General features: G+C 41.2%; 2 protein-coding genes. Both read right to left on the bottom strand.

Annotated elements, in window-relative coordinates; all coding sequences use genetic code 11:
• On the bottom strand, window positions 1-1,707 hold a 1,707-nt coding region (locus tag AC37HE_RS00550; RefSeq protein ID WP_500780817.1), incomplete at its 3' end, for an immunoglobulin domain-containing protein.
• Between the two features lie 913 nt (window positions 1,708-2,620).
• The coding region (locus AC37HE_RS00545) for a response regulator transcription factor (RefSeq protein ID WP_500780816.1) at window positions 2,621-3,152 on the bottom strand (532 nt) is incomplete at its 5' end.

The following is a 3,152-nucleotide window of genomic DNA, read 5'->3' as shown; positions in this document are numbered from 1 at the left end:
TGTGGTGGCAATTACCGGTGCATCCGTATCTACTTTCCAGTAGTAAGTTATGCTTACCGGGCTGGCGGCATTCAGACATTCGTCTTTTACATTGGCTGTCCAGGTTTGCATCATTCCACAGGAAGCGTTCGGATTCTCTACGGATCCTGCACTGGTTACCTCGATAGATGAACTGAGGTCTCCGTCGCACAGGTCTGAGGCGGTGAACACCGGTGGTGTGATCGTCGGGTTACAACCAAAGTCGGTACCGTCAACTGCTGTGGTGGCAATTACCGGTGCAGTTTTATCTCCTGTAACCGTAAACGTACCACTACATGAAACATTATCATGACATAGATCTGAGGCCGAAATTGAAACAGTTATAGCCCCACCACAACGATCAGGTGCACTTAGTTCGTCAAGGTTAGCAACTACATTTCCATTAACTGTATAAGTAATTGTCGGATTTGTTCCTCCAGTAACGCTAAAATCTTGTAACCATAAACCAAATGCATCATTAATATCGGCTTGAGAGGTACAAGGATCAATCGTCCTATCTGCTCCACATCCGACCTCCAGGTCCGGATAAAATGTAACAGTCACCATACTTGTATCACTCGTACAAGCACCGTTACTTGCAACAACCCAAAGGTCAGTCGTTTCAGTCGGAGTGAACGTGATACATCTAGCTGCTGCATCCTCACTCGTATAACCTTCAAATGGAGTTTTTGCAGTGGGATCGGTATACCAAGAGTAAGTTACCCCTTGTATATCTGCAGTATCAGCACACAATGTTACATCATTACCCGAGCATACAGATACGTCAGTTAAATTAACGGTTGGCGCTTCAATAAATGGACCACCTACAAAGTCATCTAACGAAGCTGTTAACTCTTGAGAAGAACGAGTTTCCAGCATAAATGTAGAACCGCAAAGATCTGTAATATCATAATCATATTGTATAAACTCTGCTATTTCTACATACCCCTCATAGAAGGTATTGGTCTCATATTGCGAAGTAGGGTAACTCCAATTCGATGGTACATTAGCCAAAGCATCGTTATTTTCTGCCACATTTCCGGTAACAGTCAATAGGTTAAAATGATCGTCCGGGGCAGATCCATCTCCATTCCCTGCTCCAACCCATTGATATACGGTAATGTTACCGTTTTTACCTCCTCCCGTGAAATCAGCTAAAATGAGAATATCGCCGGGATTCACATTATGAGGTGGAGAAAACATGCCTTTCCCCTTACTATTTACGGGTTGAGGTGCTGTTCCATCTAAAAAAAGCCAGAAACCAATTTGGGCATCACCATTATTCGACAAACGGTCACCTGCAAAAAACAGAACACCATCTTCAGTATCAAGCCAGATAGCCCCATTGGCAATATCGTTCTTGGCTTTAGTCTGCCCATAACTCCAAACCCATTCATCAGCAGGGATAATATCCTTTTGCCCTTCAGCAAACTGACTATCGACAACCCCACTGCCGTAAGCATCTAAAACATAGCTAAAGTTGGGAGTATTTCCCGCTGTCAATCCATCCCAATCCGACGGATCTCCATCAATTGTTGCAATAGTAGGTTGTGCATTCGCAACCAAACCACTTAGCACGAAAAGCATCGTGACCAGCGCATAGAATGTAAAATTCCGCCAACAAAGCGAACGAATTGTCGCTTCTCTGGGCGGTCGATAATTTTTTAAATAAGAGTAGAGCTTTTTCATAAATCACGTTTTAGAAAATTCTATTTAAATCTCTGTAAAACACTATATATCAACAGCTTTTTAAATACCAGCCATTTCCATTCTTTAGAGATATCTCTAAAGATGGCTTGTAAAAAAGCCAGAGAGTGTGGCCCATGGAGGGCGAAAGGTCACTGGCAACCTACCAAAGCTGGAAGATCACGAGTTTTTAACAGTATAATGCGAATATTGCAAGTTGCAAACAGAAAAATAGTTTGCAGAAGCGAGTAGACAATCAAGGTAACCAATGAATTACAAACGAATTCGGTTACATTTTTATTAATTTTAAATTAAATGATGTTTTATCATTAGAGCACTTTAAAGGTTAAAATTATCTCTTGTTTACTTCTATTATGAATGAATGCTTAGTCGAAGAATACCGAAACGTAATCTCCTTTTCATTGGTCGGTTTGTGGATTGCCTGAATCCGGTTATAATGGTGGAGGAATCTCACTAACCCACTTTTTCATCAGCCAGAAAACACTGCTGTTCAGAATCAGATCGTGTCGATTAGCCAATAAAATATCGGGCATCGTGTCCTTCTGTATTTTTGTAACAGATACTGTACTTTGCTTAACGGTAAAGTTGCGTTGTTTTTGCTTTTCGAGAATTATCCTCGATTCAGAATTAACCGAACTGAGATACTTGTAAATTGTCACCAGTAAAGACTGCTTCATATAAAACCCCTCCACGAATAGAAAATTTCAGTAATACTCTTTCTCTCTCGGATTCCATCCTAAGGCAGCACATTTTTGGTCTTTCATACAAATAGGACTTGCAAGTTACGACCTTTGATATACCAAATTCAATCCGTGAAATCCCGTATTCTTATCCGTGAAATCCCGTATTATTTGTAAATCGAAAAATGGAAAGAGAAACAAAAGGGAAAGAATGCTTATTCAACTATTTTTGAACGAATTGCATATTTAACGAGGTCGATCGGGGAGCTTAAATTCAGTTTAGTCAGTAAATTATTTTTATGCGACTCGACAGTACGGGGGCTAATGGATAATCTGTTGCCGATTTCTTTGTAGGAGAACCCTTCAGCGATCAATCTCAAAACCTGTCGTTCCCGTTGGCTGAGCAAGGTTAATTCGGTCCGATTAGCCTGTACCCGATCAAACTGGCTCATGATCTGATTATCGACTCCACTTGGAGGCATTTGGAAATATTGCTCACCAATCATCACTCCGTTTATGGCCTTGAGCAAATCTTCAGTTGTACTTTCTTTCCAGACCACGCCCTTAATACCCAGCATTACACAATCGAGAACCGCCCCCTGACTTGCAGTAACAGCAATTACAATGACTGGAATACTGGTATATTCACGCTGAAGGAATTTCAACATCTCGACAACAACATCCTGCGGAAGAATCAAATCTAACAACACAACATCGGGCGTTGTATTTTCCATACACAAAGCAAGG

Source organism: Mangrovibacterium sp. (genome assembly GCF_059905295.1).
This window is presented reverse-complemented; position numbering and strand designations above follow the sequence as displayed.